Raw genomic sequence first — 2,317 nt, forward strand, 5'->3', positions numbered from 1 at the left:
CGCAACGTAGCTTTCGCCCCTCCTGAAGATCGACCCACGAGGGGGAGGCATGACGAGCGAGCAAGTCGTGCTCGACGTCGAAGGCCTGCGCATGCGCTACGGCACGACCGACGTCCTGCACGACGTCACGTTCCACGCCCGCCACGGCGAGGTGGTGGCGCTGCTCGGCCCGAACGGCGCGGGCAAGACCACGACCATCGAGGTGCTGGAGGGGTTCCGGCTGCGGTCGGCGGGCCGGGTGTCGGTGCTCGGCGTCGACCCGGCCCACGCCGACGAGCGGTGGCGCGCACGGGTCGGCGTCGTCCTGCAGTCCTGGCGCGACCACGGCAAGTGGCGCGTCCGCGAGCTGCTGGCCCACCTGGGCACCTACTACGCCTGCTACGCCACCGCCGACGTCGTCCGACCGTGGGATCCGGACGACCTGGTCGCGGCGGTCGGCCTGACCGCGCAGGCGGGAACGCGCATCCGCACGCTGTCCGGCGGCCAGCGGCGCAGGCTGGACGTCGCCGTCGGCATCGTCGGCCGTCCGGAGCTGCTGTTCCTGGACGAGCCGACCACCGGGTTCGACCCGGTCGCCCGGCGCGAGTTCCACGACCTCGTGCGCGGGCTGGCCGACCGGGACGCCACCACCGTCCTGCTCACCACGCACGACCTCGACGAAGCCGAGAAGCTGGCCGACCGCATCGTCGTCCTCGACGGCGGCCGGATCGTCGCGGACGGAACGGCCGAGGAGCTGGCGCAGCGGATCGCGGGCGAGGACGAGGTCCGCTGGACCCACGCCGGGCAGCAGCACGTGCGCTCGGTCCGGGAGTCCACGCGGTTCGTCCACGACCTGTTCCGTCGCCACGGCGACGCGATCACGGACCTGGAGGTCCGCCGGGCCTCGCTGGAGGACACCTACCTGTCGCTGGTGCGGCGGGTCGAGACCGGGGGAGGGCAGCGGTGAACCCGACCGCGACGGCGTTGCGCGCGGGCCGGCGCCGGGGCCTGATCGAGCTGCGGCAGTCGTTGACCACCGGCGCGGACCTGTGGAACCACGCGTTCTGGCCCGCGCTGATGCTCGGGGTCACGTACTTCCTGCGTGACGTGTCGTTCGGCCGGACCGGGTTCTCCGTCGGCGCGCTGGCGCTGCCGAGCATCCTGGGCATGAACGCCGCCATGGCGATGGTGACGATGAGCCAGTTGCTCACCGCCGAACGCGAGGACGGCACGCTGCTGCGGGCCAAGGCGACGCCGAACGGGGTGCTGGGCTACCTGGTCGGCAAGGTCGTGCACGTGGCCGGTGGCCTGGTGGTCGACCTGGCGCTGTTCCTCGTCCCCGGCGTGTTCCTGGTGCCGGGCCTGGTGACCGGCACCGTCGACTCCTGGCTGACCGTGGCGTGGGTGCTGGCGCTCGGCATGGCCGCCGCCCTGCCCCTCGGAGCGGTGCTGGGCTCGGTGTTCTCCAGCGCTCGCGGCCAGGGCCTGTTGCTCCTGCCGATCCTCGGCCTGATCGGGGTGTCCGGCATCTTCTACCCGCTCACCTCACTGCCGGTGTGGGCGCAGTGGGTCGGCCAGGTGTTCCCGGTCTACTGGCTGGGGCTCGGGATGCGCTCGGCGTTGCTGCCGGACGCGGCGGTGGCGGTGGAGGTGGACGAGTCCTGGCGGCACCTGGAGACCGTCGGCGTGCTCACCGCGTGGACGGTGCTCGGCCTGGTCGTGGCGCCGGTCGTGCTGCGCCGGATGGCCCGCCGGGAGTCCGGGTCGAGCGTGGCCGCCCGCCGGGAGAAGTCGCTCCAGCGGGTCCGTTAGGGGCCGATGCCGCGTTCCGGCGCAACGAAAGGGGCCCCGCGCACGACCAATCAGATGAGTGCTCGGTGGCGTCGGGGCGCGCTGCCCGGACCGGAGGGCGTGACCATGACCATCTTCGTCAGCTACACGCGGGCCGACGAGTCGCTGGTGCGCGCCCTCCGGGACGACGTCGGCCGGATGGGGCACCAGGTCTGGCTGGACCACGAGATCCACGGCGGCGAGCTGTGGTGGCGCGAGATCATCCGGGCCGCCCGGGTCTTCGTCGCCGCCGGTGCGGCGACCAGCACGAGCACCAGGCCCACGATGGCCGCGACCGCGAGCACGCCGACCACCGTGGGCCGCTTCTCCGCCGGCACGGGCACGGTCGACGCGGCCGGTTCCACCGCGGTCCACCACTCGCCGCCACGCGACCGGGACGCGGCGACCGGCGGAGGTAAAGCGGTCGGCGGGTGGGGAACGGCCGGCGGATAGGGAGCCGGCGGCCCTGCGGCCCTGCGGCGGTCGGCGCGTGTGGAGTCGGCGGGCC

At 73.6% G+C, this 2,317-nt stretch carries 3 protein-coding genes; all 3 read left to right on the forward strand.

Annotated features, from left to right (window positions below; all coding sequences use genetic code 11):
- Nucleotides 1–49: 49 nt before the first annotated feature.
- From AB0G02_RS35790 to AB0G02_RS35800, 3 genes are read left to right on the forward strand one after another with little or no spacing between them, the layout of a single operon-like run.
- Nucleotides 50–946 carry an ABC transporter ATP-binding protein gene (locus tag AB0G02_RS35790; RefSeq protein ID WP_360803564.1) on the forward strand — a complete coding sequence of 299 codons (897 nt, stop codon included), beginning with the start codon at nt 50–52 and terminating at the stop codon, nt 944–946.
- Nucleotides 943–1,791 carry an ABC transporter permease gene (locus AB0G02_RS35795; protein WP_360803567.1) on the forward strand — a complete coding sequence of 283 codons (849 nt, stop codon included), beginning with the start codon at nt 943–945 and terminating at the stop codon, nt 1,789–1,791. Before AB0G02_RS35790 ends, AB0G02_RS35795 begins: the two co-directional genes overlap by 4 nt.
- A 54-nt stretch (nt 1,792–1,845) precedes the next feature.
- Nucleotides 1,846–2,262, forward strand: coding sequence for a toll/interleukin-1 receptor domain-containing protein (locus AB0G02_RS35800; RefSeq protein WP_360803570.1), 417 nt, complete (start codon nt 1,846–1,848; stop codon nt 2,260–2,262).
- The last annotated feature ends 55 nt before the right edge of the window (nt 2,263–2,317 follow it).

Source organism: Actinosynnema sp. NPDC023658 (genome assembly GCF_040639995.1).
Taxonomy (GTDB): Bacteria; Actinomycetota; Actinomycetes; order Mycobacteriales; family Pseudonocardiaceae; genus Actinosynnema.

What these genes read in the sequence shown, in the direction of transcription:
- AB0G02_RS35790 (WP_360803564.1), top strand. Translation starts at nt 50, where the DNA reads ATGACGAGCGAGCAAGTCGTGCTCGACGTCGAAGGCCTGCGCATGCGC.
- AB0G02_RS35800 (WP_360803570.1), top strand. Translation starts at nt 1,846, where the DNA reads ATGAGTGCTCGGTGGCGTCGGGGCGCGCTGCCCGGACCGGAGGGCGTG.